This window comes from Legionella beliardensis (genome assembly GCF_900452395.1).
GTDB classification, from domain to species: Bacteria; Pseudomonadota; Gammaproteobacteria; order Legionellales; family Legionellaceae; genus Legionella_C; species Legionella_C beliardensis.
Genome location: NZ_UGNV01000001.1, coordinates 3,066,130 through 3,093,045 on the forward strand (window position 1 = coordinate 3,066,130; position 26,916 = coordinate 3,093,045).

The following is a 26,916-nucleotide window of genomic DNA, read 5'->3' on the forward strand; positions in this document are numbered from 1 at the left end:
TGCTATCTTTAAGTTAAGATAACTTTTTATCATGAAATAAGGTATATTTCTGCGCGCGTGTTAATTTGGCAGTGACATACCAACCGTCTTCCTCGTCATTGATTTTCTCATTTAATATTGCATCTAGTTCATACAATTGAGCACGCAACCTGGCCTGGCTTGAAGGAATAAAAAATTCTTCTTCTAAGGCTACTCCTTGTATTTGGACTGCAATAGCATCCAGTAATAAATTAATGCCTGCGCCTGTTTTAGCCGACAACCACACTTTACAATTGTTTTTCTGCAAGTCAACCTTAGGCTCCCAGCCCTCTTGCTTGTCAATTTTATTAAAAACTTGAATCACTGGAATATCTTCTGTACCAATTTCTGTTAATACTTGCTCAACAGCAGTCACTGTATCGCGCCAATTTGGATCAGCAATGTCAATAACATGCAATAATAAATCAGCTTGCTGTGTTTCTTCCAAGGTTGCTCGAAACGCTTCCACTAATTGATGGGGTAAATCGCGTATAAACCCTACAGTGTCTGCAAGAATAACTGAAGCCGAACCTGAAAGCTGCACTTTACGCATGGTTGGATCGAGCGTTGCAAAAAGTTGATTAGCAGCGTAAATATTCTCGCCTGTTAACGTGTTAAACAGGGTTGATTTTCCAGCATTCGTATAACCTACTAACGATACGGTTGGCATCGCTGCTTTTTTACGCGCGCGTCGATTTTGGTCGCGGTTTTTACGCACTTTTTCAAGGCGCTTATTAATGGTCTTAATGCGTTCACGCAATAAACGTCTATCCGTTTCAAGTTGCGTCTCTCCAGGGCCTCGTAAACCAATACCCCCTTTTTGACGCTCAAGGTGAGTCCAGCCACGAATCAAGCGCGTTGATAAATGCTGTAATTGCGCTAATTCAACCTGCAATTTGCCCTCAAAGGTTTGTGCACGTTGGGCAAAAATATCGAGAATAAGCCCGCTGCGACTAACCACTCGACATTGTAATAAACGTTCAAGATTACGCTCTTGGGAAGGGGATAAATCATGATTAATTAAAACAAGTTCAGCTTGATGGGCAAGAATTTGCTCATGAATTTCTTCTGCTTTACCTAATCCTACATAATATTTAGCTTCAGGTGTATGGCGTGCTCCTTGTACGCAAGCAACAACATCCGCTTGCGCCGAAAGGGCTAATTCTTTAAATTCTTCTAATGCTTGCACTGGGTCAAGTCCTGGTAAAGCCAATTGCACTAAAACTGCACGCTCACCACCTTGGGGACGCTCAAACAATACTATTCCTCACTACTTTTACTAACAGTACTTTAAGATTGCCTATGTAAGACAATTTAATAGCTAGGCTCGAGGTTTTTAAACCATAGAACCGACTTAGCCTTATTGACTAACATAGCATACTTTTATCATACAGAATAATAGGGTAATTATTCTATACCTTCGTTTTGTTCCGGCTCATTTTCTTCATTAAATGGTAATTTAATAAGCTTTGAAGGCACCACAGTTGAAATGGCATGCTTATAAACCATTTGGGTCACTGAATTCTTAAGCATAACTACATATTGATCAAATGCATCAACAATACCATGCAACTTAATACCATTTACTAAAAAAATAGATACCGGTACCTTTTCTTTACGCAGTTCGTTAAGAAAAGAATCTTGCAAAAGATTAATTTTAGACATTGCCCGCTCCTTTTTATTATTGTTGAGGCAACAACACTCCTAGATATAATCGTCATCTTAAGTCAAAACTTAAGTGATCTTGGCATAAATTGTTTAAATCCTACCTTGCATCTCTAAGTGATTTGGTTACTATAATAACTTCTTTTTAAAGAAGAAGTGGCTAAAGACTGGCCATAAAAAGGTATGAAAGTAGAGCAATCAATGTCGTGTTTAGCAAAAAGGATATTAATTTAACTCTACGACATACTGTATTTATTTAGCAGGATACCCTAAAAGGAGCGTTAGATGCCTACATACAAACCAGAAGAGCTAAAAACTTTGCAATACCCATACGGCGGTTTATTAGACGATAGTGATGCGCTTGTCGAAAACCGGGCAACGCTAGATAACCTTAGTTACTCAGATAAAATTGAGTTAGCTACTAATATGATTACAGCCTGCCCTACTGAAGAATTACGTGCGTTTAGCGCAAGAGCAGAATCGCTACGTCATCATGAAGAATCGGCAGAGTCTTTCCATAGCGTATTAAGCCGCGGCTTAGAAGTACGTCAACGTATCCAAGCCATAGCTAATCCAAATAATCCCCACCCACAAAATGATTTACTTGGCCGTGAATTTAATGCGGATTTATTTAATGAGTTTTCGGATTTAAAAACTAAGTTAGTTGCTGATAACCTAGATGAGTTAGTCTTTAATTTAGCGACTAAAACGACTGACGAGCAAGCACGTGAGTTAAATAAAAATATTCGAACCGGCTTATCTGAAACAGAGCTTGCGCCAACTTTACGTAATGCATTCTTAGTAAAAAGGTTATTAGCGTCATTAACCAGTTCTAATCCGCAAGAAGCATTTACTAGTCCTGAGTTTAATCCTGGTTTATTCCATGAATACCCACGCTTAGTTAAATTCTATTTAGCAGGCCATGAAGCTGAAATTGCCCAAAAACTGGCTTTAAGTAGTGAGAAAAATCAAATTGGTAGGCAATTAGAAGCGCTAAAAGTTAGCGCGATTGATGGCGCAAGCCCATTAGACAATCTTTATGCCGCTTTTCAGAAAGCCGTCGCTGAAGATTTCTGCTCCACGCCAGTCGTAATGCCAGTTGCAGAATTAACTGCCTCCCAGCTGCCGACCAATGCTCAGGGTGGATTTTCTGATGATAGCCCTGATTTCTGTAGTACACCAAGTATCGAAAATAATGAAGCGCTAAAAGATGCTCAGGTACCTACCATCGTTTGTGAAGAACCCCCTAAACAAGACCCTGATGACTTATGTGGCTCACGGATTATCCTGGGTGACGATAATTCACGCTCGCCAATCATTGCTCGTGAATTCCCAGATGAAAACCCACAGGTTATTGCTACAACCAGTAGGACCACCAGTATCAATTCTACGCCCCCTAAAGTAAGCAATCATCATAATGGCTTTTTTAATAGTATTTGTCGGAACAAAAAAGAGCCTGAGGCTAAACAAGTTTCTCACTGCAAACCACCTTGCACTATTATTTAATTGCTAAGCTTCCTCAGTTAGATGCCCAGTTTAGGGCATCTAACATCTAAATTCTTTCATTACTATTCCTGCCTAAAACTGTGTATAATTAACTCTTTTGTTGCTCAATTTTTAGCTCATGAATCTTAAAAAAACATATGACATCATTGTTATTGGCGGCGGTCATGCCGGTACTGAAGCAGCCCTTGCAGCAGCAAGGCTTGGGGCTGATACGCTTCTTCTTACTCATAATCTCGATTTATTAGGCCAAATGTCCTGTAACCCTGCGATTGGTGGCATAGGGAAAGGACATTTAGTTAAAGAAATTGATGCATTAGATGGGGTCATGGCACTAGCCGCTGACGAAGCAGGTATTCAATTTAGAATCCTTAATGCCTCTAAGGGGCCAGCTGTGCGAGCGACGCGTGCACAGGCCGATCGCGTGCTTTATCGACAAGCCATTCGCCAATTTTTACAAACCGAGCGTAATCTCACACTATTTCAGCAAGCAGTTGACGATTTAATTATCACGGGTGAAAAAGTAACTGGCGTTATCACCCAAATGGGCTTAACGTTGCATGCCGAGGCTGTTATCTTAACTGTCGGAACATTCTTAGGCGGTAAAATTCATGTAGGCATGGGCCAATATGCAGGCGGGCGTGCAGGGGATCCGCCAGCAATTACCTTAGCACATAAATTACGTGATTTAAATTTACCCGTAGGACGCTTAAAAACAGGCACTCCGCCTCGAATTGATGGCCGTTCATTAGATTACTCAAAAATGACTGTGCAACCAGGCGATACGCCTACTCCTGTCTTTTCCTATTTAGGCAATGTGACTTTACACCCGCCACAGGTTCCCTGTTATATTACGCAAACTACGCAAGAAACACACGAAATCATTCAAGCCAATTTACACCAATCACCAATGTATGCTGGGGTCATTGAAGGTGTAGGCCCGCGTTATTGCCCCTCTATTGAAGATAAAGTGGTGCGCTTTGCTGATAAACTTTCCCATCAAATTTTTGTTGAGCCAGAAGGATTAACCACAACAGAAATTTATCCTAATGGCATTTCAACAAGTCTACCTTTTGATGTTCAGTTGCAATTTGTACGTACCATTAAGGGCTTTGAAAATGCTCATATTACCCGCCCTGGTTACGCTATTGAATATGATTACTTTGATCCACGCGGTTTAACGACGTTTCTGCAAACGAAACCTCTAAAAAATCTATTTTTTGCTGGCCAAATCAATGGCACTACGGGCTATGAAGAGGCAGCAGCACAAGGAATTATTGCAGGTATAAATGCAGCCTTATTAGTACAAGAAAAACCATTATGGTGCCCACGACGTGATGAGGCTTACATTGGTGTATTAATTGACGATTTAATTACTTGTGGCACACAAGAACCTTATCGCATGTTTACTTCAAGAGCTGAGTATCGCTTATTATTACGCGAAGATAATGCTGATCAACGGTTAACAGCCAAAGGTTACGAGCTAGGCGTTGTAGGTGAAGCGCGCTGGCAAGCATTCGCCATCAAGCAAGAAGCCCTTAAAACAGCGAAAGACAAATTACACACGACCTGGGCCAGAGTAAATGATAACGCCGTGTTAACGCCTATTCTTAGCACCCCTCTACAACATGACTGTCGTCTCTCTGATTTAATTAAACGACCTGAAGTTAATTACCAAACATTGCAAGCGATTGAAAATTTTCAATTGCCCGGATTAGCTGATGAAGTCGCGGAACAACTAGATATTCAAAGCAAGTATGCAGGTTATATTGAACGACAGCAAATGGATATTGAACGTTTGCGCAAACACGAGGAAACTCAAATTCCTAATGATTTTAATTATGCTGACGTGTCTGGCTTATCCAATGAAATCATCCAAAAACTAAGCCATATTAAACCAATCACTATCGCGCAAGCCGGCCGCATTTCAGGGGTTACACCTGCTGCTTTATCCTTATTACTTATTTATCTTAAAAAGTATAAGGCACGAGCATGATGAATGAAATTAAGGCCAAACAGCTATTACAAACTGGCTTACAACAATTAGGGCTAGCAGTTGAACCTCATCTATTTATGCAATACCTTGCACTTTTAGCAAAGTGGAATCGCACTTATAATTTAACAGCGATACGCGATGTTAATGAAATGGTCACTAAACACTTATTAGATAGTCTGGCTATCTTACCTTGGATTCAAGGCAGCAGGGTAATTGACATAGGGGCTGGAGCAGGCTTACCTGGGATTCCATTAGCTATTGCTAATCCCAATTTAGATATTGTTCTTCTAGATAGCAATGGTAAAAAAGTTAGCTTTATGCAAGAAGCTAAGCGCGTATTACAACTTGATAATATAAAAGTAGAGCAATCTCGGGTTGAAACCTATCGCCCCGAACATAGTTTTGATACAGTCATGAGCCGGGCTTTTAGTAATCTAGCCCAAATGATAAACTGGACAAAACAGCTTATTATACCTTCTGGAACATGGCTAGCCATGAAAGGCCGTTATCCAGAAGCCGAATTACAAACAATTAACCTTCCTTATCAGGTTAAAACTTATAGCGTACCAGGCTTAACCGGTGAGCGCTGCTGCGTAATTATTAAAAATAATAAAACCAAGGAATAAAAAACATGGCGAAAGTCATAGCAATTGCCAATCAAAAAGGTGGTGTAGGTAAAACCACGACCGCTATCAACTTAGCTGCCTCTATTGCTGCAAGCCAACAGCAAGTATTGCTTGTTGATTTAGATCCACAAGGAAATGCAACCATGGGTGCTGGTGTTGATAAAAATGCATTAGTGCATACGTGTAATGATGTTATTTTACGTGACTGTCTAGCAGAGCAAGCGTGCCTAACTACAACTTGTGGCTTTGATCTTATTCCAGCTAATGGTGATTTGACAGTCGCAGAAGTAAGTTTAATGGAAAGAAGTCATCGTGAGACATTTCTTTTTAAAGCCCTACAATCTATACAAAGTACTTATGATTTTATATTCATTGACTGCCCACCTGCTTTAAATACATTAACAATTAATGCGCTAGTTGCATCAGATTCGGTAATCATTCCCATGCAGTGCGAGTATTATGCATTAGAAGGCCTAGCAGCACTATTATCAACCATTGAACAAGTTAAAGAATCGGTAAACCCACGCTTGCAATTAGAAGGTATTCTACGAACCATGCATGATGCTAGAAATCGTTTGTGTTCAGAAGTATCGAAACAATTACTTCAGCATTTTAATAATAAAGTTTATCGAACAGTCATTCCACGTAACGTCCGTTTAGCAGAAGCGCCTAGCCATGGTATGTCAGCAATGCAATATGATAGAACGTCAACCGGGGCTGCTGCTTATATGGTATTGGCAGCTGAATTAATAAAAAAACAATCTGTAACAAGTTGAGGTAATTTATGTCTATAAAACGAGGCGGTTTGGGGCGTAACTTATCAGCATTACTTAGTACATCTGTGCCTAAACTTATTTCCAATACGTCAATTAATGAGATAACTAAACTAGCAGTTAATTATCTACAACCTGGCAAATACCAACCACGTTCAGCAATCGATGATTTAACGTTGCATGAATTAGCCAGCTCGATTAAGCAGCAAGGCTTATTACAGCCTATTCTTGCGCGGGCTCTTGATAGCGGTAAGTATGAAATTATTGCAGGTGAGCGTCGCTGGCGAGCTTGTCAATTAGCAGGTTTAACTGAAGTTCCAGTTATTATTAAACAGGTAGACGATGAAACTGCTATAGCAATGGCCTTAGTAGAAAATTTACAACGTGAAGATTTAAGCCCTTTAGATCAAGCCCGTGCTATGGCGAGACTTATCGAAGAGTTTGACTTAACTCATCAGCAAATCGCAGATTTATTATCTAAATCACGTACTGCAATTAGCAATTTTTTACGACTATTAGCGCTTTCACCTGAGGTCATGAAACTATTAGACAATGGCGATTTAGACATGGGACATGCTCGTGCTTTGCTCGTTTTAGATGAAGAAAAGCAAGTACAAGTGGCTACTATTATTATTGCTAAGAATCTTTCCGTAAGGGAAACAGAACAATTAGTTAATCGTTTAAAAGAGACTAAATTGCCTGAACCAAATAGCCGTGAATCACTACCCCAATTTTCATTAATTTACTCCCACCTCGAAAAGTTGAAAGAGCACCTAAATGCTCAAGTTAATGTTAAACACAGTAAAGCAGGCAAGGGTTCGTTAGTTATTCACTATAATTCTTTACAAGAACTAGAAACAGTGATTGAGCAGATTATTAATTAACTGACTTTTTAATCTAGGTTTATCTGTTAAGTAAAAGTGACTCTGAGAAATATAGCAATCTCATTCTAGCGACAACATCTATGGATACCGCGGTCAAGCCGCGGTAATTCGTTTGTTTTTTAATATTTTTTTCTTTACTACTGCCTATATCTTGCCTCGAAATATTGTGGCTTGACTACAGTATCTATACTCAGATTTTATTAAGTTGGGCTAAACGAAGTGCAGCCCGGCAGATAATCGTTGGGCTGCGCTCTGCTTAACCCAATCTACCTTAGCTCGAAATACTGACTTGACCACGGTATCCATAATGAAATTTTAGCAACGTAGGTTGGACTAAACGAAGTGCAGCCAACACAAATAATCCTTGGACTTCGCTATGCTTAACCCTACCTTTAAATCAATTTAACTAAAAGGTATTATTATAACGCGTGTATTCCTCTATAAAGGGATCGTTTAAATCACGCATATCTAAAACAGCGCCATTAAACGCCATAAAATCAGTTTTCATATCAGGTATTTCATAGAAATAAATATCACTTGCGTCTGTCGCTAAGGTATGCTGTCGTTTAATAGCCACTAACTCTGCTACTGAGCGCTGATGTGTTTTAGCGAACAAGCGATCGGCACGCAAATAGCGACCTTTAAAACGGGCATGATCCCACAATTCTAAATCCAATTTATTAACAATACCTGCTAACTCGATAACCGAGTGACCAGAACCCCGAACTGTTAGCCAATTACTTTTTATCCAATATAAACTTAACTTAGCATCGCCCCTTAAATTAAGATTAGAGATATTCACCATTCCACTTAATTGGATGGTGGGATTGCCTTTAACAGCTAATTGTAAATTTGATGATTTAATACCTTGAATAGCGACGTAGCCTGAGCCATTCACTTCTAGGCGGCCTAAATTAATATTGCCCCCTAAATTAGTTTGTCCTGGATTGGTAATAAATAAATCTAATAAACCCGAATTTAAACGTCGGCCGTCAATTATGCCTGAACCTTTGTAAGAAAAGGTATTCAGATGGCGTGTGCGAACTTCTATATTTACCGCGCCATGCTGAGGATAACCCTTTAATAGCAAGATTAACAACCTGCCGTTATTTACCGAAAGGTTTACTTGCGCTAAATCGCGAGGATCCCCGCGCAAAATAACTTTAGGCTCTGCATACCCTGTGTGTAAGCTGACATTAATTCTTCCTTGAATAAAAACATCATTAAAGGAAGGCATAACTCTTGTTTGGGTAGCTCTATTTATTGCAATCGGCATTGCCCCGGAAGTAGCTATCAATGTTCGAGAGCACCCTCCAAGAAATAATATTAGAACAAATAATATTAATGAGCGCCTTAGCATAAGTTCATCCAGTTAAAATTATCCTCCTACATTAGACGAACTTACTTAAGCGCGCAAGGTTAATACTTAAATCTCACTCGTAATTATTTAAATCAAAAAGCCGAAACGTTTTTTTAGAAAAATTTGAAATACCAACCAAAGCAGGACATCCATCATAACGACTTAGTGGTTTTGATTTTTTTACTAACGAATCAAGCGACTCTGTAAAAGGAATAAGCGCTGGCAACTGAATAAAAATATCTACTAGATAACCGTTCTTACATCCTAAATAAACTTTATATATAGCCTGCTCACCAAAAGATTGCGCAATTGCTTCTCGCAGTTCGGCCAAGGGCACTCGCTGCCCTACGTGGTCATGTAAATAACTGCCAAACGATGTAGCTTGTGCTTCTTGTGTCAGGCGCAATGCGAGAGAAAAATAATCATTGCTAGACAGTACTTGGCAACTACCGTGTTTATACCATTCATGTCTTTCTAAACAACTTCCTACAGCAAAACTCGGCATTAGCACCCGCATTAAAGCAGCCACTTGGTCATCAAACGCCAGAGCTGGGTAGTCACAATGGTTATTTTGTGGCGTTATGCCGCAAAAACCATAAGATTGCCCGCATTCTTGCTGATTTGGCCATAAGCCATGAAGTACCATATGGCTAGCTTGATAACTATCAGAAGCAAGTTGTAAACATTCAGGTTTTCCTGCTTCATAACCATAGGTTTGACAAAAACCTGGCTGCCAACTTAAGGCGAATATATAGGCATCAGCCATACCTGGGTTTTTATCGCACGTTGCTTGTTGTTGGAGTACAAAATTAGCCTGGCCACAATTCGCCTCTACCCAACGCTCTGGATATTGCCAATTTCCTGGGACTTCAATTCGCAACCAATCAGGATTAAGCGGGCGATTAATTTCTTTGATCTCATACTGTTGATTTGGCAAAATCATCAACCCATCAGGGTTAGTTTTTTTATTTTTAGAGACGTAAGCGGCGCAATTTTTTGTTACTTGCAAAGACCCTGTAACGGGTACAGCTGCTAGTAGGTGGGAGGAGAAAATAAATACAAAAAGGCTAATCCAATATTTCATATACGCATCCTAGCGATAATACTGTAATTTATTATACAGTTTTATTGAAAGGATACGAGTATTAATAAATAAGCTGCTAAAGCCTATCACTTATGTAACAGGTTTATACAAACTTAATTTTCAACCAATAGATATTCTTTTTCTAAGGAAACTTAAGACAAAAAATACAGGAGGTATTTAGATTTCAAAAACTTATATCATCTAACCCTGCTAATATCAGATAGGCAGCTATAAGCAGGGTGATGAAAAAAACTGCAGGTTAGACAGCAGTTACATCTTCTGCTTGCAGACCTTTGGGGCCTTTACTTACAGTAAACTGTACTTTTTGCCCTTCGAGTAGCGTTTTACGGCCAGCAGCACTACTCACAATTGAGCGGAAGTGAACAAAAACATCATCTTGACCATTATCACGACTAATAAAGCCGTAACCTTTATCATCATTAAACCACTTAACGTGGCCAGTTTCTATAGCAGACATTTATACTTTCCAATTTAAATTAAACACACACTTGCCCCTTCAAGCCCATGAAAGCATCGTAGAAATCTATTGCGCGATAAGTATGCCACTTTGAAATACAAAGGAAGGATGTTATGCACTGGTAGTAACAATGTTTCATTTAGGAATGGTGGAATGCAAGTAATTTCATTATAACCTATAAACATTAAAATTGCACCATAAGCGCTTATATTTGTTGTGTTAAGGTAAAATATATTAAAAGTGTACATTAATTTAAAGCTAAATTTAATTTACAATTAGAGCATAAAGAGCAATATTTTTACAGCTGCTAGTCACCATAAACGAGTTACAAAATAGAATAAGTTTATATTTTGGCTGATCGTAAAATTCTTAAATAACCATATACTTAAGCCATAAATTTTTTATCGTAGCTGGCTCTAATTTATAGTGGATTAAGCGGCTTAAGAGGCCTAACTTTACTTTTACTCGTTGGATCATTAGCTTTATAGTTGGAGATTATTTTCCATAACCTTTCGCCCTGCCATGTGTGCTGATTGATATGGTAAAGTACTTTAGACAGTTCATTAATTTCATGTTTCAAAGCCCTATCATTAACTAGTCTATTTACATCAGCCAAAGTCAGAAATACTCTATTAGGCCATTGCAAATGCGCCCAGTTAAGTAAGGCAATTCGAGCTAATTCAGGTTGATTAGTTAAACAAGCTTGTTTTAATTGCGCGATTATTTTCTTTCTTCGTGTAGCCTTCACAAAGGGTAGCTGACTGCCTTGTTTCCACCATAAGAGTAAAGTGATAAGCCATGCTAGAGCAAACCCACTGGCTAGCCACCAAGCTATATTATTAGTGACCTTAGATTTCAAAGTGACTAGAGGCGGCTTTATATCACTGGCATGATTTGAATTTTTTGTTATAGAAGCAACTTCTTGGCTAGTATCATTATTTTGATCTACTTTTTTATTAGCGGTTATATTGGCATTCGTAGAAGTATTATTAGTGCTAGCAATAACGTTTAAGGTTAATGCCGGCAATGTCGCCACCTCTTCTTTATTAGTTACTATATTAAACCAAGGAATCTGGATAGCAGGAATAGTGACTTTTCCTGGTTTGTTTAATATATAAGTAATATTAAATGTGGTAGTACCAATAAGCTCAAATTGGCGAAAACTATTTTTTTCAATCGGTTTTTCTGGGTAAACACTAAATTTATCATTACTTGTGAACGTCAAATTGGGTAGTAATTGTGCCGGTGTCCCTATTGCTTGCAACGTTACTGTACGTCTTAATGTATTTCCTTGTTCTATCGAGGTTAAGGTTTGATCATATTTTTCAGCTAAATTAACTTGTTTAGCAGGTAACCAATTTTTTCCTTGGAAATTTAGAGGTACCGATTTTACCTTTAATTGACTAGCAGCTGCTTGGATATGAACAGGCTCTGGCATAGAATCATAAATTAATGCATTAAATGAGGGTGGCGTAATTTTTATTTCACCACTTTTTTGCGGAAAAATAGCATATTGCTGCTCTTCAACAGCGTAAATTCGGCCATTTTCAGCGGCTTGATAACGCCTTCCATCCCCTAACGGAATAAGCAGCGCATCATCAACCTGCGGGCCTTGATAATTAACATCTAATAAGCGACGGCTATTATATAATTTGACTGTGTAGATAACTTGCTCATTTACATAAGGCGTATTATTACTAAGCTCAGCTTTTAGGATAACATCTTGCTGTTTAACAGCGTCTGTACTCGTGGCATTAGTTTGGCTTTTCGTAACCTCAATTGTTTTAGCTGGTGTATGCTCTTGTCCTACTTGTATTGCAGGTATAGTTAAGTTGCCCGTTTTTTTTGGTAGTAGTGCGATTATCCATTGATTACTAGACGTCGCTTTACCATTAATAACACTATAATTTGTACTTCTTTGCGTACCCACAATGGTAAAATTAGTTTGCAGAGGTGTTAAATCAGGAATACCTGTAGTCGCACTGTCGTTAGTGATAATGAGATGAAATGTTTCTCCTTTCTGCACGTTTGTTGCGTCAACTTGCACACTTAATTCAGCTTGTATGATGCTACTATATAGGACGATAATGGCCGCAAAAATTAGTTTTTTCATTGATACCACCCATGTTGTCTGCGAATGTAATCACGAAGAAATTTCTCTCTTAACAACCCACCTGGATCGTCTGGAATTAAGCGCAACCATTGTTCTTTAGCCTGTTTTTTCTCGCGATCAGTAGACGTTTCGGCCTGTGTTTGTTTAGCTGATTGCGTTTTATTAGGGGATTGCTTATCTTTTTCTGTTGTTTGCTGTTTATTATCTTGTTTTTGTTGATTTTGCTTAGTCTGTTTATCCGTCTCTTGCTCTTGATTATCTGGCGAATTCTGTTGTGTTGATTGGTTTTGCTGATTATTAGCTTGTTGGTTTTGCTGATTTTTATCAGAATTATCCTTCTGCTCATCCGTTTTATTAGATTGCTGTTGCTCAGATTTTTCCTTGTTCTGTGCAGAGGATTGCTTATCCTGCTGATCTTGCTTATTTTTCGGGTCGCTCGCTTGTTGCTTTTTATTTTGCTCTGAATTGGCTTCTTTTTCTTTTTGTTTTTTTAATAATTCCTCTAGCAAGTGACGATTATACTGAGCGTCCTTATTAGCAGCATTTAATGATAGCGCTTTATTGTAAGCATTTATTGCTTCTTCATACTTACCTAAATGAGCAAGAGCATTACCTTGATTATAATAACCTTGTTCGGTTTGTAAGGTACCAAATGTTTGTGCTGCTTTTTGATAATCCCCAGCACGATAAGCAGCACTAGCGCGCCAAGCAGGCTCATTAAACACAGATTGGGCTTGCTTAAATTGGCCCTTTCTCATTAACTCATGACCTTGCTGATCTTTCGTTGCCCAAAGATCGCCCCAAGTAAACGCATAGCTATTACAGGCAATCAAAAGTAATAAAAGCCTTATTAACATCATGAATCAATCCTTTGCAGCCAACCTCGTCTAAATAGAGGCAGTAATAAAAAAAGAGCCGGCAATAAAAACCACCGCCCCTCATCACGCCAAACTGGAATATTTTTATACTCACTCTGCGTAAATTGCTGCTTTTTATTGGTCGTGCGCAACCACTGCGCTAACTCTGTGGGTGTATCGGTTATAGATAAAACGGTGCCCTGCCCTGCTGTAGCAAGCGGCTTAAATAAAGGCATTAATGCTTGGTCAGCAACCATTGGCATCACAGAGGTCGCAATCCCTTGAGTTGCTAATTTCTTAGCCACGCTGACAGAATCAGCATTGGGCGGTGATGCGGTTAATAACAATAATTGCCCTTCATTAAACCCAGCCTGCCTTATTAATTGGGCGCTTTCTTCAAGGGCACTACTTAGTTGTTGACCGCCGATAGGCATAATTTCTGGTGTTAAAGAAGACAATAAGGCATCGATCGTTTTTGCATCTTCTGTTAAAGGAGAAACAACAAAGGGCTCGCTGGTAAAAACAATTAAACCTAATTGACCTGTTTCTGCTTGAGTAAACAAATCATGTAGCTTAAATTTAGCTCGAGTTAACCTATCCGGCGTCAAATCATTATCTAGCATATCTTCTGACATATCCAACACAATGACACGCGGTTGTATCGCCTGAAAAGCCGGAACAGGCAAGCGAGACCAGCTAGGGCCCGCCAAACTAATAATTAATAAAATACCAATTATCAATAAAAGCAAAATACTACTACGCCGCTTACTTGTCCCATTAGATTTTATTAAATGCGCAAGTAAATGACTGTCGCAAACAGCGCTCCAGGCTTGTAATCGTGAATTCTGGCGTGCCAATTGCCAACCTAATAAGAGTAATGGCAACAAGCTTACTAACCACCACGGACGGAGAAAGTGAAAATCAGCTATCATTCGGTAACTCCGCGTATAGAACGACTCCACGGTAAAGGAAATCGCCGTAATAATCCTATCTTTTCAAGCAACCAATAGAAAAATAAAAACAAGGCCATGGCTAGAGGCCACGGGTAATACTCTTTTTGCGGCCGCACTGTTGCCTGCTCTTGTGAAGTCGTTTCTAATTTATTAATTGTATTATATATAGTCTCTAGTGATTGAGTATCTGTTGCACGAAAATAACGCCCACCGGTAAGCTTAGCTATTTCCTGCAGGGTATTTTCATCTAAGTCTGCACCGGCATTAAAACTAAAAAATGGATCATTAGGGATTTGTAATTCGGCTTCTGATCCTAGGCCAATAGTATAAACTTTAATTTTGTCTTCTTTGGCTAACTCTGCTGCTTTCAAAGGCGCTAACACCCCTGAATTATTTGCTCCATCGGTTAATAAAATAATAACTCGGCTTTCAGGGGGCACATTTTGTAGCCGCTTTACAGCCAGTCCCAACGCATCACCAATAGAAGTCGTTTTACCCGCTAAACCAACTGTAGCATCCTCAATGCGCATTAATACACTATGCCTATCAAAGGTTAGGGGTGTTTGTAAGTAAGCTTGAGTACCAAATAAAATTAACCCAATCCTATCTCCTATCCGGGCACGCACAAATTCTTCGGCGGCCTTCTTCACTACAGTTAAACGGCTAACTGGTTGGCCATTAAGTAACATATCACTTAGTTCCATACTACCTGATAAGTCAAGTGCTAACATAATATTACGCCCTTCACGCGCCAGCGGAATAGGCTCACCAATCCAACGTGGCCCTGCTGCCGCCAAAACAACTAATGTCCAAATGATAAAAAATAGGCCAATTCGGCTGGAGCTTGCAAGTGTTGATTTTTCTTTAGCAATGATTGCTTGTAAGGCTTTATAAAATGGCAGCTTTAAGGCCGCAGGCAAAACTAAGGTGGTAGGAGGCAAAAAAAACCAAAGCAGTGGCGGAACTACAATAAGTATTAAAAACCATGGCATTGCTAGTTCGAACATGGGATACCTCGTTGTTTTATCCAGGCATGAGCTCGAGTAAACAAAGGTTTTAGGTTCATTGATTGTACCTGATTTTGATAAGGCAACTCTAATAAGCAATGACGAACTGCTTTAAAATTAATACCCTTAGACGTCTTATTTAAAAAGCTAATCCAATCATCACCCTGCAGGCTTGCCACATCTTGTCTCGGAAAATAGACTAAAGCAACCCGCCGCAATAACTCAGAAATCTTTGCACAAGTCACAGCTGTGTTTCCTTCACTATCGTATTCATGCTCATAATCAGCAAGCATTTTGCAAGCTTGTCGTTTTGCTAACCCGTGCACATAATGTCGATAAACAAGCGTAATAATTATGCCAGTAATGAGAAGTATGACGCCGATTAAAATATACCAACCGGGTGCTAAGGGCCACCACCCTATTGGTGCAGGTAAATGGATATCATGTAATTTAGCTAAATGCTGTGAATCAACCACGTCGCCTCCGTGGGAAAGTCTGATTAACTAACTGTGATAAATCCATTTCAGCCGTTACTTGCGAATATTGGATTTGTAAGCGTTTTAAACAAGTCTGGATTTTAAGCTGTTGGTGGTTACACCAATCCTTATAGTTCTTATCTAAGGTAGAGCAGGTCGTATCTAGTAGCAATTCCTGTCTACCATTGGTAATGGCATAGAGGGCAGGCTTAGGCGGAGATAACTCTAATGCATCGCAAACATGATAAGCGAGCACATCATTATTCATCTTTAACCGACTAAGGTATTTTTCACATTCTTCATTTAGTTCATAAAAATCGCTAATCAAGACAATAACGCTGCCTGGCCTAGTGACGTGATTTAACTTCATTAAGATATGATTTAAAGGGACGGCAGTATCTTCTAGTTGCAATTGCTGAAACTGCTGCGTGTAAGAACTAAGCGCAGCTAATATCGGTAAAGCCCCTGCTTGACGTGATTTTGGCATAAATTCACTGTGCTCTTTAGGTGAAAATAAAAGAGCACCAATTCGGTCTTCTTGGTTTATTGCAGCCCAGGCAATTAATGCAGCCAGGCGCGCGGCAACCACGGATTTAAATGCATGCCGGGTACCAAAAAACATAGACGGATTAAAATCAACAAGCAGTATGACAGGCCTTTCTCGCTCCTCTTGATATACCTTAATGTGTGGCCGCCCAGTACGCGCTGTTACCCGCCACTCCATATGGCGTATCTCATCACCCGCTTGATAGTTTCTAACTTCAGCAAAATCCATACCGCGTCCACGTATGCGCGATAAATGACTGCCAGCTCTTGCTGCTCTCCCGTTTATTGGCGCGCGCTTTCGGTTAACGAGGCGCCTTAAAGCAATTAATTCATTAAGTTCTGTAATAAGCCCGTAAGTCATGCTTTTCCTAAGGAATTGCCACTAAGCGTAATAAGGAATCAATAAAATCATCACTCGTAATACCATCAGCTTCTGCTTCATAACTTAATAAGATACGATGCCTGAGCACGTCATGAGCTACAGCATGAATGTCATCGGGCGTTACGAAATCTCGCCCAGCAAGCCATGCATGTGCTTTAGAGCAGCGGTCAAGAGCAATGGTTGCCCGCGGGCTTGCCCCAAAACGTACCCATTGACTTAATTCACTACTATAGGCAGATGGATTACGAGTCGCAACCACAAGCTGTACTAGGTAACTTTCTAAGGCCTCACTCATATGCACTCGTAAAACATGTTGACGTGCGGCAAAAAGTGTCCTTTGATCTAAAGGGCGAATGGTCACCTCTTGTTGATTAGTATAAATACCAGCCGCCTCACGCCTAGCTAATTTTAAAATATCATGTTCAACTGCAGCATCAGGATAATCAATTCTTACATACATTAAGAAACGATCCAGCTGCGCCTCAGGTAAAGGATAGGTACCTTCTTGCTCAATTGGGTTTTGTGTTGCCATCACTAAAAATAGCTCTGGCAAAGGATAGGTTTTGCCACCAATAGTGACTTGCCGCTCAGCCATTGCCTCAAGTAAGGCAGCCTGTACTTTCGCCGGCGCGCGATTGATTTCATCAGCTAATAAAAGATGATGGAAAACTGGCCCTGGTTGAAAGACAAAGGAACCGTCTTGTGGGTGAAAAACATCCGTACCCGTTAAATCACCAGGTAGTAAATCGGGTGTAAATTGTATACGATGGAATTTACCTTCAACAACAGAAGACAACTCTTTTACAGCACGTGTTTTAGCTAACCCAGGTGCGCCTTCAACAAGTAAATGGCCATCAGCAAGCAAGGCAATTAATAAACGTGAGATTAACCCCTTCTGCCCAAGAATACGTTGATTAAGATGATCATTTAATTGCAAAATTTGCTGTTGTATCATTTCTATCTTGCTAAGGTCTAACTGCTCCATTTCTTTTACCCGGTGCAAAAAGGATAATCCTATCTTGAAATTTAATGGATGCCAAGTCGAATAGCTAAAAACTGCAATTCTCGCGATTTCGATAGATAGCGGCAGTAAAAGCTATAAGAGACTCGTAACCTTGGGTCTTTTAAAATTTATTTAACCTATAGCTGATTAGCTTTAAGGAGGTAACTATGAAATCATTGCTTAATAAAAGAAATTTAATTTCCGCCCTATTTACATTAACTGGTTTAGCGTTAAATGTCGCTCTGCATGCAACCTCATGCCAGCTGCTTTTTGACGAACCCATTAAAGTTAAGTCTGAGCTAGGGCCGATTAGCTTAAAAGATATCACCAGTCACTCTATTATTCCTGAATTAACAAGCAATGTTTTATTTTATCCTGATGAACTATACGGACTTTCTAATGGCAAAAAACAATGGTTTTTTCGCGTGAATGAACGTGGCCCTGTTTTACAAACAAACTATTCTATTTATCTTACCGACTGGGCTAACAACGTAGTACCACCAGCAGGTACCTATGCTATAGCAACTTATGAAACAACACGTAAGCCTAAATTTAAACAAACGATAGATACAATAGGTGACAGCATCACCTGGGTTAGAGATGGACGATATTTGCGTTGCTTACTGCGCGATCAGGGCTTACGCTACGATTTTAAAGGCAGCCACACAGATACGTTCGGCTTTGAGCATGATGGCGAAGGGGGCGATACAACACAGGCTGTCTTAAATCGCATCAATAAAATACCTACAACAGATGCTTATTTCTTACTGATTGGCACCAATGATCGCACGGCGCCAGAAAATACAGCCACTAATATTATTAAGATAGCGAAACAACTTAGTGCTAAAAATAGTAAGGCAACCATCTACATAAGCACCCTTCTGCCGCGCAATGATACTTATTTAGAGCGGAATTTAGCCACTAACAAATTACTCTTGCAAACTAAATCTATTTGCCCTAACTGTAAAGTAATTGATGTGGGTGGTGAGCTCTATGCGCTAAAGAATTGGCAGCAGTATTTTCCTGATCAAATACACCCAAATTATAAGGGTTATGTCGAACTTACAAAAATAATAACCAAACAAATGGCTCGCGCAAACATAGGAACACGTTAGAACACTTATAAGATTAGAGGATGATGATTACACATTGTGCTAACTCATCCCTAGCCCATTATATTAAATTCTATTGATGGTAGTCCGCTTGCAATTCAAGGGGCATCATGGTTTGTAATCGCTCATATAAATCGACTATTTGATGACAAAAAATTAAGAATTGTTGTCTGTCTTTCCAAAGTTCATAATCAATGCCTTTGCGAAAAGCATACTGCCGCGATAGAGATTTTAGCAGCTGCTGCTCTTGATAAGAAAAGACTAAGTCACGATTTAATTCAATTAGTTCAGATAAGCTTTTAAACTGCTTTACTGGGCGATGATCATGCAATAGATACGCTCTGAGCGTTAAATCAAAGGCAATATACATTAATGAAATAATAGCTAATAAACAATCTTGATGCTCATCTAAGCCTGGTGCATGCAATTCTAATGTTCTACCTAATAAAGTATCCGCACAATTAGCATGTTGCGTTGCAATTTGCATCAATTCCGTGGGCGAGTAATAACGTCTTTCCATCATTTAAACTACTTAATTTAATCTCTCTTCATCATAATGTATCTCATTTGTTTTCGCCATGACTCTGCAATTTTAAATTACTATTAGCTTAAATTATGCGAAAATAAAGGCTATGACTAATTTTTTAAATACACCGTTTTCTTTAAATTCTCTCACGCTACCTAATCGCTTAATTCAAGGCCCTTTAGCAGGATACAGCTGCGCGCCTTTTAGAGAATTATTTTCCCTCTTTAGTGCACCCGCTTACTGTGTATCTGAAATGCTTTCAGCACAAGATGTGTTACATAAACATAAAAATAACGAGCGTTATCTTTTTCGCTCGCCAAACGAGAATTTGCTTTGTTATCAAATTGCCGGCAATGAGCCAACAACCATGGCCGCCGCCGCTCACAAGCTCGCATCCCTAGGCGCTAATATTATTGATATTAATTGTGGTTGTCCTAAACATAAAATCCGTAAAAAGGGAGCCGGAAGTGCGCTACTTGAGCAACCAGAGCAGCTAATTAAAATCATTAGCGCCGTTCGTTTGTCAATAAATATCCCTTTGACGGTCAAAATTCGTCTACAGGAAGAAGAGACAGTCAATATTGAGTTAGCCAAGAAAATCGCAGACGCAGGTGCTGACGCGCTCATTGTTCACGGAAGAAGATGGTATGACGCCTATGACATACCTTGCAATTTAAAGCAGATTAGAGCAATTAAACAAGCCGTTACTATACCTATTATTGTTAATGGTGACTTAAAAAACAACCAAACTGTGCTTGCGGCTGTTCATGAGACTGGCTGCGATGCCTTTATGATAGCTCGAGCGGGCTCTGGCAAGCCATGGCTATTTCAAGAAATATTAACTAACAATGTTACCAAGTTAGAAAAAAATCAATTAATAGAATTATTTATGCTGCATTTAAACGGTCTATTTAAGCTTGAAAATGAATACAAAGCCGTTTTACAAAGTCGCTCTTTAGTACGCTATTATTTTAAAAATACCCTGCCCAGCCAACATTTACCAGCATTCTATGAGTTAACCAAATTAGATGACATTGCAGCATTTTTAAAGAACAGCTTATAAATTTGGCCTGGCTACAAATCTTGACATACCGGCTTGAAATTGATTTAATTTAAGTCAAGAAAGTTTTAGGGTTCGGTACTCTCTAAGTCATCCTGACTGAACCTAGGATTAAACTTTTGGTGATGGCTTTTATTGTATATACAATAGGAGCGATTACTATGTCTAAACACGATAACTCCCCGTTCATTTTAAGTCTAAAAGAAGGCGATAATTTATTTGAAAGCATAATAAATTATGCTGCATATGCTGATCTAAAATCAGCAATCATCAGTGGAATTGGCGCTTTATCCAATATTACAATCAGTTATTATCATCGTAATACAAAACAGCAGTTTAAAAAATTATTTCAAGACACCTATGAGATTGCATCGTTGACTGGCAATATAACCTTAGTTGATAGTGGTTGGTTTATACACATTCATGCCGCTTTAGGAGATGCCAATTTTCAGCTTTTTGGTGGCCATCTTATTAGTGCACAAGCGAGTGCATCTACAGAAATAGCAATTACCCCATTAAATTACACCATCATGCGAAAAAAACACCCTGATCTAGATATAAAAGTTATCTGCCCATTTGTAGCTATTTAAAAAAGGACTGCAAATGAAGACTACTACCACAAGTAATTTAAAAAAATATAGCTTTAATGATTTGCAGTCTAATTTGTATCAAGCAATCAATAATTACAATCAAAATGGCATTATTATTCTTAAAGATTATATTAATCAAGTGATGTTAACTAGATTAATGAATGAAATTGAAATTATTGAACAAGATGCAGAATTAGATATTGCACAAAATTGGAATAATGAAATCATTTGCTTTTACTCAAAAAATCCATTGCAACCGCATTTAGATTCGAAAGAATATGTCACTGAACCTTATTTCCAATTATCTAGCTGTAAAGCACATATATTTTACGAAGTATTAAATAACAAAAAAGTTGTTAATCGGATTGGACATGGTATGCATCTCATAGAAAAATACACAACGATGCAACAAATAGTTTACCGTCACCCAATGCTATTAACAATGTTACGGGGGATAGGATTTAAAAGACCAATTTGTCATTTAAGCGTTTACATTCCTAAGTATCCTCATGGTGCAGGCAGTGAAGTCAGGCCGCACCAAGAATCAACCTTTGCTTATACAGAGCCTACTTCAGTTGTTGTTTTATGGCTAGCCCTAGAGGATGCTTGTATAGAAAATGCGTGTATGTATGGCATTATAGGTAGTAATAATTGGCCTTTAAAGTGGGTTTCCCGAGTTAATCTCCATGCTAAGACAAGACAATTTGAGCAACTTAATGAGGTTTATATACCTGATTTTGAAGCAGAAAATGATTATTATACTCCGTTAGAAGTTAAAGCAGGAGATGCATTATTATTTCATGGTAATTTTATTCATTGCAGCCCAGTAAATCATTCAAACTACTCCCGCAAAGCCTTGTCTTTTCAATTTATTGAAACATTTGAAACGCATTATCCTGTTAGTAATTGGTTGCAGTTTCCCAATCATTTTTATTTATATTAAATTTAAATTCTAGGAAAATAAAATGGTAATGTACGATAGCAACGAATTTTTTAAAACCTATTTTAATAATGCAAGTGAAAAATCTCTTCTTATTGAGTTAATGTATACTCGTTTTTTCCCACCTAAACATACTCTAGATATTTTGGATTTAGGTTGCCACGATGGCGCATTAATTAAAAAAATAATTGCCGCTTATGAAGATAGAATGCCACCAAAAGTTACTTTAACTGGCGTAGAGCCAAGTCTAGAGGCTTCAATAAGGTATGCAGAAAATCACTTTAATATCCCTGTTCAAACTCATACCTTTATTGGTACTGCTGAGAATTATTTTACTCAAAATACTGACGGAAAATATTTTGATTGGGTAATCGCTTCGCAATGCCTTTATTGGTCTTCGGATTTACTCTATATAATTAAACAAATAGCCGATTGTGGCGAATCAGGTTTAATTGTATTTAGAGGGCATCGTGGCATTTATGAAATTCAATCGCGTTTCAAATTTTATATAGGAAACCCAAATGAACAATTTTATACCGCAGATAATATAGAAGCAGCATTAATTAGCCTAACTATTCCTTATGAAAAGCAAGTTGAAACGACCTCTATCCAATTGCCGCCGCAAGGTAGTCTAGAAATGAAATGGTTAATTGCTTTTTTTCTACAACAAAATGATAAGGATATGGATAATAATATTTGTCAGGAAGTTGAGGCTTGGATTTTGGCAAAAAATTCAGAAAAAATAATTCATGAAGTCTGTTTTTTTTGGTTGGGTAAAGCAAGAGACAAGATTAATACTAAATCATGTGCTGTTACGAAAGTCTTCTTGTGAGTTACACTTATCCTATTTTTAAAGCAACAGGCTTTATGAGTGATTTAACTTCTTATCGAAACTCAAGCTCAAGGTAAATAAAAAGGGCCACATACTTCTGTATGACTGAATCGTTAGCAAAATATCGTGCCTAATAAATAAGAATTTAATTTAGGCACGATAGAGAATTGCTAATTATTTTTAGAAGGCCGGAAAATATAAGACGCCACCACTATTAACTAATCCTTGACAATCTTTAATAGCAGGCCAAGTTAAGCTCTCGCCTTTAAGCGTCACGGGGCATCTACGTATTATCTTCGTTGTGCCTGTAATTTCTATTGTGGTAACACCCTGCGCTAGCTGGACTGTTTTATTAGGGGAATCCCACCTAATAACTTGGTTATTAATAGTTACCGACATCCCTCTAGGAATGCCTAAAATATACGAAGTTGAAGGCTTATCACCAAGGTATCGAATGCTTTTAGCGGTATTATCAAATGCTAACTTAGAACATAAATCACCACTTGCACCTGAGGCTTGCTGTTGCGTATTAACATTGACATTACAAAATGAATTAGGAGTACCTGTTAAAGAAATGGTAGAACCATTTTTAATTAACACGACTTGATTATTACTGACTAATTTGCCATCTACTTGTAGGCTAACCCCAGTTGGAATAAACATAGTCATTGAAACAGAAGGCACGGTAGGATTGGAATTAGGACAAAAAACGACTTCAAATTGAGTCTGGGCACCACATCGAGCTAACCCTTTTGCATCATCATAAGCATAAGTATAAGCATCGCATTGCTGCTTTGTATGCACCGAGATTGAATATGCGCTATTAGGGGCTACTCCTGCACTACAAGCTTCAGAAGATACAGGCGGGGTTGGGCAACAATACATTTGAGCTTGTGGTGACGGCGGCGTTAACCCACCAAGAATATCGCTCCATCCACCAGCCCGATTACCATTTTCACTACCTTGGGCAGTTGTCATTTTTGCACATGGACTAAAGCAACCAATAGGTGCTTGCGTCACTCTATCAACCCACTGTAAATTGACATGGGTTACATCAATACCGTTAATCGTATTAAACCTACCATTGGTTGACAGATTTTCATCTCTTGGGCAAAAATCGACAGATAATTTACTACAATTAACCCCGGGATTTGTTATGACTTGGCCTGTCACTATATCCTTACAAGAAGACTCGTCCTTTTTTACAACAATGTTGTAAGGTAATGTATAACCATCAACAGCAGACCCATTCCACCACGTCTCGGTATTAAGGTGGGTAGAAGGGGCACTTGGGTTAGTAGCACATAAATTCGGATTTTTATCAAAAATTGCTTGTAAACAACCCCATGTTGCTTCAAATTTACTGTTAATATCTGGGGCAAAGGGGCCGTGCTGAATACCCCTTGCTATCGCATCAGGGACAGCAGTAGACTCGCCTAATCGGCAATCATAACCATATTGATTACAATTAACTTTTGGCCAAAATCGGGTGGCAGCAAGCCCAATATCGGGAATAGTATAATCATAAGCTTGCCCTTGCGGGATTTGAACAACGATAGGATCTTGAGTGGTATGAATATAATCTTGTTGTATCCAGATAGGATTATTACATTGATTAGTAATCCTTAATCTACTCGTTTGCTCTGAAGTGGGTGGAACGACGCCGGCAAAAGCTGCTTTTGTAAAAAAGATTAGTCCTAACAACAATATTTTTTTTATTGTCATATCTTACCCCATTTTTATTATTAGTGTGCTTTTAATATATAGCACTATCTTAACAAAACCGCATAGGAGGTAGTCCACTTACTTCTATGATTATAATAAAGTTTGTCTAATAGCAGAAAGCTTTGTAAAATAATTTTGTATTTTAATAAAAGGTGATATTCATATGAGATCAAAAATTGAAGAAGAGCTAAGTAAAGCAAAAGAAAGATATGAAGCATACCAAGAAGAGGCAAAAGGTTATGACGGCAGAGATCCAGCTGAGCGCTATTTATTTTTTATGGGAGTAAACCAATTAATTGATGGTACATCTCAAGAGATATGTCGATTAGAAAATGAGCTAAAACAATGCGATAACACAAATTCTACTAATACACCATAATATTCCTTATAAAATATACTAAATGTAAACTAAGCCTCAGTGAAACTATATCTGTAATTGAGCTAGCTAAAAAAAATCACAGACATTGATGCTCTCATCATTCAGGGAAGAAGATGATATAATTCTTAGGACAGCTATTACTTCACCCCAAAAAGGTGTTTTCTCACTTAACTCGCTGATAACTTGAGGACGTTTTTCCTGCAAGTAAACCATGAGATTACAGAGGGTTTAAATGAGCTTAGTATTAGAGGCTAAATCATTTGGCTCTGCTTGCGCTCTATCTTCAGAAGACCTTAACTCACTAGATTGTAGTTTAATCGCTTTAAATTTTTGTATTTGTTCATCTAACTGCCCCATTCCCTTTACAATAGTATATCCTTTATGTCGAAGCGGAGCAGCAGGGGCTTGATGCAAGAATGCTGGCGTCAATAAATTAACTAAGTTTAATACATAGCGTTTAATTTGACTTGATAAGCTGCCTGTGTCTTTTTTGAGGATGTCAAAGCCACTACCATAAAGATCATAAGTCTGTTCTAGGGACTTTTTTAAAGCTGTCATTTTACTTGTGTAACATATTACTTTATCGCTCCCAGAGCTGTTAACGTGTTCTGCTGCCCGTAAGGCTGAATTAACGACATTGGCTTGTAAAATAACGTTGTTTATCTCTTCAGTGGCATTGTATGTATCTGAAGAAAACAAGCATCTCCTATTTCCTTGTCTTATGGCGCTCACGACTTCTCTTTTATCAGCTTGAGTAATACAATCTTGTTTATCGCCAAAAAATGAATCGGTGTCTTTTTTTTCTGCACGCTTAGCTAGAGTTTGTCTATATTTTTTTAATACCCCAACTTGCTCTTGATACATTGCTTCTATTTTTTCGCCAACGGCTTGATATAGTTCAGGATTTTTTTTTAATAATTCTTGCAAGTCCCTTCTTCCTGAAAGAATTTGTCCTACGAAATAGTTAACCGTATTTTCTTGCTGGTCTTTTTTTAAGTTAGAATAATTTGCTATAGCGTGTTGTATTGGAGCCCGTTTCTTTAAATCATTTTCAACCATGGAAAATCTTAAAAAGAGCTGCTGTTTAGCTTCTGGATATTTATCTGGATTATCAGCAATTTTTTCAACCATTTTGCGTAAAACATCTTGATAAGTATATTCTTGCTCGCCTATTTTAATTTTTTTATTACTATGGATAGCCGCTTCTAAGTGAATTCTATCCCAAATAAAATGACCTAGATCTTTATCTAAAACTAAGTTAGGGTCAACGAGAAAGCGTTCACAAAAATTATCTAAATTAGCTGGAATTCCCTCTTCATTTAGTTTTTCATTAACTTTTAAACTTAAATTTTGAAAACCTGCATCAGCTTGCAAAACTAACGGACCTTTTTTATTTATACCGGCTTGAATGAGCTCTTCAATTTGTTGAGGATTTTGACTTACTATATTAATGGTAGAGACGATGACTTCAAACTGTTCTTTTAATGGCGTTTCATAGAGTTTAGATTCATTGTCAGCTTCAATATCCGCCTTTGTAGTATTTGTAGCTTGCGCAATACTATTAACAATTCTAAGCGTGTTTTCTTGATAAGATTGTTGATTATCCTTAGATTTTTGTACGCTATCGACACCAGGCAGCTCATTATTGGGTAGTAACTTAATGGCTAGTAAGCCATGATTAAATCCATAGTAAATAACATCTTTAATAAAGCTTGAAGTGCCATCGTTTCGATAAGTTTTTTCGTTATCGGTTGGATTTTTTTGTGTAAAAAGGTAGCGAATAACATCAGGCGTCAATAAATCAGCAACTCTTGCATCAAGAAGAATCATACGATTAAGAGCGTCTGCACCATGCCATTTTTTATTAGAGTAGTCTTCATCGCAAATTGTTACAATTTGGTCAATTTTGCTTTTTATATCTGGTGTTAAAAGTATAGGCGGAAGTTTTTTTAATTGATCAAGAATTTCAGTAATTTGCATAGATACAACCTAAAATGATTGATAATTGGATTAAATTACTACCATTAT

26 protein-coding genes are annotated in these 26,916 nt (G+C 38.3%); 11 read left to right on the forward strand and 15 right to left on the reverse strand.

From position 1 onward, the window contains the following. Positions 1 to 13 precede the first annotated feature (13 nt). Positions 14 to 1,276, reverse strand: a complete 1,263-nt coding sequence (gene hflX, locus DYE47_RS13560; protein WP_115303874.1) for a ribosome rescue GTPase HflX — start codon at positions 1,274 to 1,276, stop codon at positions 14 to 16. 149 nt (positions 1,277 to 1,425) lie between these two features. After that, a complete protein-coding gene (gene hfq, locus DYE47_RS13565) occupies positions 1,426 to 1,683 on the reverse strand; it encodes an RNA chaperone Hfq (protein WP_115303875.1) in 258 nt (85 codons plus the stop codon). A gap of 285 nt (positions 1,684 to 1,968) precedes the next feature. Between hfq and DYE47_RS13570 the strand changes: the two genes are divergently transcribed. From DYE47_RS13570 to DYE47_RS13590, 5 genes are all read left to right on the forward strand, one after another. Then, positions 1,969 to 3,189 carry a lpg0008 family Dot/Icm T4SS effector gene (locus DYE47_RS13570; protein ID WP_115303876.1) on the forward strand — a complete coding sequence of 407 codons (1,221 nt, stop codon included), beginning with the start codon at positions 1,969 to 1,971 and terminating at the stop codon, positions 3,187 to 3,189. Between the two features lie 118 nt (positions 3,190 to 3,307). After that, positions 3,308 to 5,182: a tRNA uridine-5-carboxymethylaminomethyl(34) synthesis enzyme MnmG gene (mnmG, locus tag DYE47_RS13575; RefSeq protein ID WP_115303877.1), complete on the forward strand. Its 1,875-nt coding sequence runs from the start codon at positions 3,308 to 3,310 to the stop codon at positions 5,180 to 5,182. Continuing rightward, complete coding sequence (gene rsmG, locus DYE47_RS13580) at positions 5,179 to 5,808, forward strand: 16S rRNA (guanine(527)-N(7))-methyltransferase RsmG (protein ID WP_115303878.1); 630 nt, start codon at positions 5,179 to 5,181, stop codon at positions 5,806 to 5,808. Before mnmG ends, rsmG begins: the two co-directional genes overlap by 4 nt. A 5-nt stretch (positions 5,809 to 5,813) precedes the next feature. After that, positions 5,814 to 6,584 (forward strand): ParA family protein, encoded by a 771-nt coding sequence (locus tag DYE47_RS13585; RefSeq protein ID WP_115303879.1) that lies wholly within the window; start codon positions 5,814 to 5,816, stop codon positions 6,582 to 6,584. A gap of 8 nt (positions 6,585 to 6,592) precedes the next feature. Then, the gene (locus DYE47_RS13590; RefSeq protein WP_115303880.1) at positions 6,593 to 7,465 is read left to right on the forward strand and encodes a ParB/RepB/Spo0J family partition protein; all 873 of its coding nucleotides are present in this window, start codon (positions 6,593 to 6,595) and stop codon (positions 7,463 to 7,465) included. 406 nt (positions 7,466 to 7,871) lie between these two features. Here DYE47_RS13590 and DYE47_RS13595 read toward each other — a convergent pair whose 3' ends face one another. From DYE47_RS13595 to DYE47_RS13640, 10 genes are all read right to left on the reverse strand, one after another. Continuing rightward, positions 7,872 to 8,762: a GIN domain-containing protein gene (locus DYE47_RS13595; protein ID WP_242604236.1), complete on the reverse strand. Its 891-nt coding sequence runs from the start codon at positions 8,760 to 8,762 to the stop codon at positions 7,872 to 7,874. Between the two features lie 136 nt (positions 8,763 to 8,898). Continuing rightward, positions 8,899 to 9,909 (reverse strand): ribonuclease T2 family protein, encoded by a 1,011-nt coding sequence (locus DYE47_RS13600; protein WP_115303882.1) that lies wholly within the window; start codon positions 9,907 to 9,909, stop codon positions 8,899 to 8,901. 259 nt (positions 9,910 to 10,168) lie between these two features. Further along, positions 10,169 to 10,387, reverse strand: a complete 219-nt coding sequence (locus tag DYE47_RS13605) for a cold-shock protein (protein ID WP_115303883.1) — start codon at positions 10,385 to 10,387, stop codon at positions 10,169 to 10,171. A gap of 421 nt (positions 10,388 to 10,808) precedes the next feature. Then, on the reverse strand, positions 10,809 to 12,500 hold the full coding sequence (locus DYE47_RS13610) for a BatD family protein (RefSeq protein WP_115303884.1): 1,692 nt from the start codon (positions 12,498 to 12,500) through the stop codon (positions 10,809 to 10,811). Beyond that, on the reverse strand, positions 12,497 to 13,360 hold the full coding sequence (locus DYE47_RS13615; RefSeq protein ID WP_341273402.1) for a tetratricopeptide repeat protein: 864 nt from the start codon (positions 13,358 to 13,360) through the stop codon (positions 12,497 to 12,499). Before DYE47_RS13615 ends, DYE47_RS13610 begins: the two co-directional genes overlap by 4 nt. Further along, entirely contained in the window at positions 13,357 to 14,289 is a 933-nt protein-coding gene (locus tag DYE47_RS13620; protein WP_115303885.1) for a vWA domain-containing protein, read from the reverse strand. The genes DYE47_RS13615 and DYE47_RS13620 overlap by 4 nt, the downstream gene beginning before the upstream one ends. Beyond that, entirely contained in the window at positions 14,286 to 15,317 is a 1,032-nt protein-coding gene (locus tag DYE47_RS13625) for a vWA domain-containing protein (RefSeq protein WP_115303886.1), read from the reverse strand. Before DYE47_RS13625 ends, DYE47_RS13620 begins: the two co-directional genes overlap by 4 nt. After that, positions 15,305 to 15,793: a DUF4381 domain-containing protein gene (locus DYE47_RS13630; protein ID WP_115303887.1), complete on the reverse strand. Its 489-nt coding sequence runs from the start codon at positions 15,791 to 15,793 to the stop codon at positions 15,305 to 15,307. Before DYE47_RS13630 ends, DYE47_RS13625 begins: the two co-directional genes overlap by 13 nt. Next, a complete protein-coding gene (locus DYE47_RS13635) occupies positions 15,786 to 16,700 on the reverse strand; it encodes a DUF58 domain-containing protein (protein WP_115303888.1) in 915 nt (304 codons plus the stop codon). The genes DYE47_RS13630 and DYE47_RS13635 overlap by 8 nt, the downstream gene beginning before the upstream one ends. Before the next feature lie 7 nt (positions 16,701 to 16,707). Further along, on the reverse strand, positions 16,708 to 17,706 hold the full coding sequence (locus DYE47_RS13640; RefSeq protein ID WP_115303889.1) for an AAA family ATPase: 999 nt from the start codon (positions 17,704 to 17,706) through the stop codon (positions 16,708 to 16,710). Between the two features lie 185 nt (positions 17,707 to 17,891). Between DYE47_RS13640 and DYE47_RS13645 the strand changes: the two genes are divergently transcribed. Beyond that, positions 17,892 to 18,839: an SGNH/GDSL hydrolase family protein gene (locus DYE47_RS13645; RefSeq protein WP_115303890.1), complete on the forward strand. Its 948-nt coding sequence runs from the start codon at positions 17,892 to 17,894 to the stop codon at positions 18,837 to 18,839. A gap of 70 nt (positions 18,840 to 18,909) precedes the next feature. Here DYE47_RS13645 and DYE47_RS13650 read toward each other — a convergent pair whose 3' ends face one another. Continuing rightward, positions 18,910 to 19,359, reverse strand: coding sequence for a hypothetical protein (locus DYE47_RS13650; RefSeq protein WP_341273403.1), 450 nt, complete (start codon positions 19,357 to 19,359; stop codon positions 18,910 to 18,912). A 109-nt stretch (positions 19,360 to 19,468) separates the two neighbouring features. Here DYE47_RS13650 and DYE47_RS13655 point away from each other — a divergent pair, with 109 nt between their 5' ends. From DYE47_RS13655 to DYE47_RS13670, 4 genes are all read left to right on the forward strand, one after another. After that, a complete protein-coding gene (locus DYE47_RS13655) occupies positions 19,469 to 20,425 on the forward strand; it encodes a tRNA dihydrouridine synthase (RefSeq protein WP_115303892.1) in 957 nt (318 codons plus the stop codon). Positions 20,426 to 20,583: 158 nt separating this feature from the next. Next, positions 20,584 to 21,012: a PPC domain-containing DNA-binding protein gene (locus DYE47_RS13660; RefSeq protein WP_115303893.1), complete on the forward strand. Its 429-nt coding sequence runs from the start codon at positions 20,584 to 20,586 to the stop codon at positions 21,010 to 21,012. 13 nt (positions 21,013 to 21,025) lie between these two features. Beyond that, positions 21,026 to 21,955: a phytanoyl-CoA dioxygenase family protein gene (locus DYE47_RS13665; RefSeq protein WP_115303894.1), complete on the forward strand. Its 930-nt coding sequence runs from the start codon at positions 21,026 to 21,028 to the stop codon at positions 21,953 to 21,955. Positions 21,956 to 21,977: 22 nt separating this feature from the next. Further along, complete coding sequence (locus DYE47_RS13670) at positions 21,978 to 22,784, forward strand: class I SAM-dependent methyltransferase (RefSeq protein ID WP_115303895.1); 807 nt, start codon at positions 21,978 to 21,980, stop codon at positions 22,782 to 22,784. A 180-nt stretch (positions 22,785 to 22,964) separates the two neighbouring features. On the opposite strand, the gene DYE47_RS13675 is transcribed toward DYE47_RS13670, so the two are convergent. Beyond that, positions 22,965 to 24,509, reverse strand: a complete 1,545-nt coding sequence (locus DYE47_RS13675) for a glycoside hydrolase 64/thaumatin family protein (protein ID WP_115303896.1) — start codon at positions 24,507 to 24,509, stop codon at positions 22,965 to 22,967. A gap of 163 nt (positions 24,510 to 24,672) precedes the next feature. Here DYE47_RS13675 and DYE47_RS13680 point away from each other — a divergent pair, with 163 nt between their 5' ends. Next, positions 24,673 to 24,888, forward strand: coding sequence for a hypothetical protein (locus DYE47_RS13680; protein ID WP_115303897.1), 216 nt, complete (start codon positions 24,673 to 24,675; stop codon positions 24,886 to 24,888). Between the two features lie 228 nt (positions 24,889 to 25,116). On the opposite strand, the gene DYE47_RS13685 is transcribed toward DYE47_RS13680, so the two are convergent. Further along, entirely contained in the window at positions 25,117 to 26,868 is a 1,752-nt protein-coding gene (locus DYE47_RS13685) for a hypothetical protein (protein ID WP_115303898.1), read from the reverse strand. Positions 26,869 to 26,916 lie beyond the last annotated feature (48 nt).

Bases quoted from the DNA above. Each gene is read 5' to 3' on its own strand.
- DYE47_RS13640 (WP_115303889.1), bottom strand. From the start codon at position 17,706: ATGGAGCAGTTAGACCTTAGCAAGATAGAAATGATACAACAGCAAATT.
- hfq (WP_115303875.1), bottom strand. From the start codon at position 1,683: ATGTCTAAAATTAATCTTTTGCAAGATTCTTTTCTTAACGAACTGCGT.
- DYE47_RS13645 (WP_115303890.1), top strand. From the start codon at position 17,892: ATGAAATCATTGCTTAATAAAAGAAATTTAATTTCCGCCCTATTTACA.
- DYE47_RS13600 (WP_115303882.1), bottom strand. From the start codon at position 9,909: ATGAAATATTGGATTAGCCTTTTTGTATTTATTTTCTCCTCCCACCTA.
- DYE47_RS13585 (WP_115303879.1), top strand. From the start codon at position 5,814: ATGGCGAAAGTCATAGCAATTGCCAATCAAAAAGGTGGTGTAGGTAAA.
- DYE47_RS13590 (WP_115303880.1), top strand. From the start codon at position 6,593: ATGTCTATAAAACGAGGCGGTTTGGGGCGTAACTTATCAGCATTACTT.
- DYE47_RS13605 (WP_115303883.1), bottom strand. From the start codon at position 10,387: ATGTCTGCTATAGAAACTGGCCACGTTAAGTGGTTTAATGATGATAAA.
- DYE47_RS13625 (WP_115303886.1), bottom strand. From the start codon at position 15,317: ATGTTCGAACTAGCAATGCCATGGTTTTTAATACTTATTGTAGTTCCG.
- DYE47_RS13650 (WP_341273403.1), bottom strand. From the start codon at position 19,359: ATGATGGAAAGACGTTATTACTCGCCCACGGAATTGATGCAAATTGCA.
- DYE47_RS13615 (WP_341273402.1), bottom strand. From the start codon at position 13,360: ATGATGTTAATAAGGCTTTTATTACTTTTGATTGCCTGTAATAGCTAT.
- DYE47_RS13635 (WP_115303888.1), bottom strand. From the start codon at position 16,700: ATGACTTACGGGCTTATTACAGAACTTAATGAATTAATTGCTTTAAGG.
- mnmG (WP_115303877.1), top strand. From the start codon at position 3,308: ATGAATCTTAAAAAAACATATGACATCATTGTTATTGGCGGCGGTCAT.
- rsmG (WP_115303878.1), top strand. From the start codon at position 5,179: ATGATGAATGAAATTAAGGCCAAACAGCTATTACAAACTGGCTTACAA.
- DYE47_RS13680 (WP_115303897.1), top strand. From the start codon at position 24,673: ATGAGATCAAAAATTGAAGAAGAGCTAAGTAAAGCAAAAGAAAGATAT.
- DYE47_RS13570 (WP_115303876.1), top strand. From the start codon at position 1,969: ATGCCTACATACAAACCAGAAGAGCTAAAAACTTTGCAATACCCATAC.
- DYE47_RS13675 (WP_115303896.1), bottom strand. From the start codon at position 24,509: ATGACAATAAAAAAAATATTGTTGTTAGGACTAATCTTTTTTACAAAA.
- DYE47_RS13655 (WP_115303892.1), top strand. From the start codon at position 19,469: ATGACTAATTTTTTAAATACACCGTTTTCTTTAAATTCTCTCACGCTA.
- DYE47_RS13610 (WP_115303884.1), bottom strand. From the start codon at position 12,500: ATGAAAAAACTAATTTTTGCGGCCATTATCGTCCTATATAGTAGCATC.
- DYE47_RS13660 (WP_115303893.1), top strand. From the start codon at position 20,584: ATGTCTAAACACGATAACTCCCCGTTCATTTTAAGTCTAAAAGAAGGC.
- DYE47_RS13670 (WP_115303895.1), top strand. From the start codon at position 21,978: ATGGTAATGTACGATAGCAACGAATTTTTTAAAACCTATTTTAATAAT.
- DYE47_RS13685 (WP_115303898.1), bottom strand. From the start codon at position 26,868: ATGCAAATTACTGAAATTCTTGATCAATTAAAAAAACTTCCGCCTATA.
- DYE47_RS13665 (WP_115303894.1), top strand. From the start codon at position 21,026: ATGAAGACTACTACCACAAGTAATTTAAAAAAATATAGCTTTAATGAT.
- DYE47_RS13620 (WP_115303885.1), bottom strand. From the start codon at position 14,289: ATGATAGCTGATTTTCACTTTCTCCGTCCGTGGTGGTTAGTAAGCTTG.